Raw genomic sequence first — 1,986 nt, 5'->3', positions numbered from 1 at the left:
CTGGCTGACTTTGCCTACTCCATGGCTGCTTTCGAAAGGCTTGCTGGCCTGCCGGTGGGCGTGGCGGTGTTGGTGCCGTCCCGCAGGCTCGCAAACTCCACCCCTCTCTCCTTGAACTCAGACACCAGGTCTATCAGGTCCCGCAGCGAGCGGCCCAGCCTGTCCAGTTTCCACACACCACCGTATCGCCTGCTCTGAGCTGGCTGATCAGTTTTACATTATATAGAATCTCTCCGGTGCCAGAGGCGGAGACACATCCCGCTCCTGAAGAGCTGCCTGGTGTTAAACCTGGTGGTTCCGGCAACGGCTGTCACTGAGGCGTCAGTGGGCTTATTCCGGAAAGGCTCCTGCATCTGCTTGGCTGTCTTTACCGGAACAGGCTATAGGTAACGCGACTCTTACCATTCCTGTTTTTCTTCCATGCGCACGAAGGCATCCATCAAATGAACCCATTAGCTCAATGTCCGCCTAGTGCATCTCCAATACATCCACCTCTTTGATGTTGAGGACCTCTACTGTAATCTCGCGCTCATGCGCCGTCTTCTTAAACGCCTGAATCGCCTCCAGCACGTCATAGTCAATGTACTCCGTGTTCTCACCGTCTATGATGACGTGGCTGCCGTGGGGCAGTTTATCCAGCGTCATGATAATGCTGGCTTTATTGAGGAAGGACACGTGCTCGCTTAGCTTTATGCGGATGATGTGGTGGTCTGCGGACTCCTCCCTGTGGAAAAAATACGGGGAGTTGTAGTTCGCCTTGAGTATATAGAAGATGCCTACTGCCAGGCCAATGCCGATACCGATCAGCAGGTCAGTAAAGAGAATCGCGATGATAGTGACGATAAAGGGCACGAAATGCTCATGCCCCAGCCTGAACTGGGTCTTGTAAAGCGTGAGCTTCGTTAACTTGTAGCCGACCACAAGCAGTACCGCTGCCAAAGCCGAGAGCGGAATCTTATTCATAAGCCCGGCCAGAAAGAAGACCGACAGCGCCAGGAAAATACCATGCACAAAGGCAGAGACCCTTGTCTGGCCACCCGCCGCGACATTTGTAGAGCTCCGCACGATAACAGCTGTCATGGGCAGTCCTCCCAGCAAACCGGCCACCATGTTCCCTATTCCCTGTGCCCTTAGCTCGCGGTTGGTGTTGCTTCGGCGCTTATGCGGGTCCAGCTTGTCAACCGCCTCAACGCTCAGCAGGGTTTCCAGGCTGGCCACAATGGCGATTGTAATCGCCACAACGTATACCGACGGGTTGGCTATTGCACCTAAATCAACGAAATCAAGCTCTTTACTGAGGCCACCGATACCTTCAATGATAGGTAAATTAACCAGATGGCTAGATGAAACAGCTATTTCCGGGAAAAAGTTAAGGAAGAGCATATTGATGACGATAGAGAGGACTACCGCTACCAGTGCTCCCGGTATCAGCTTCAGAAACTTATTGTTTTTGATTTTCGGGTTGTCCCACACCAGGATAATGAAGAGGGAAATGACACCGATAATCAGGGCTCCCACCTGAATACTTGAAAAGGCGTACCCTAATTCAGAGAAAGTATTGCGCCCGTCCGGCTGCAGGAACGCCATCTCCCCGAAGAAATCTTCATCCGCCCCCAGGAAGTGGGGAATCTGCTTCATTATCAGGATAAGGCCAATGGCTGCCAACATTCCTTTGATGACGGAGGAGGGGAAGTAGAGCCCTATCACGCCTGCTTTCAGAAAGCCAAGTATCAGCTGAACAAGGCCGGCAAGCACTACGGCCAGGAGGAAAGCCTGAAAGGAACCCAGCGTTTCGATACCGTTGAGGACGATAACCGTTAGTCCGGCCGCCGGCCCGCTCACGCTCAGCTGAGACCCGCTCAGCCACGCCACCACGAGCCCTCCTACAATACCGGTTATAACACCTGAGAACAGGGGCGCCCCTGAGGCAAGGGAGATGCCCAGACACAGAGGCAAGGCAACAAAAAACACAACCAGCCCGGCAGG

Annotated in this window: 2 protein-coding genes; both read right to left on the bottom strand. The window is 53.6% G+C overall.

Annotated features, from left to right (window positions below; all coding sequences use genetic code 11):
• Positions 1 to 14 precede the first annotated feature (14 nt).
• Positions 15 to 176, bottom strand: a complete 162-nt coding sequence (locus E1919_RS27855; protein WP_162056449.1) for a recombinase family protein — start codon at positions 174 to 176, stop codon at positions 15 to 17.
• A gap of 292 nt (positions 177 to 468) precedes the next feature.
• A partial coding sequence (locus E1919_RS27060) for a SulP family inorganic anion transporter (protein ID WP_162056515.1) occupies positions 469 to 1,986 on the bottom strand: 1,518 nt, incomplete at its 5' end.

The organism is Pontibacter pamirensis (assembly GCF_010015475.1).
Taxonomy (GTDB): Bacteria; Bacteroidota; Bacteroidia; order Cytophagales; family Hymenobacteraceae; genus Pontibacter; species Pontibacter pamirensis.
Note: the sequence above shows the minus strand (reverse complement) of the source record. Positions and strands in the feature narration are given on the sequence as shown.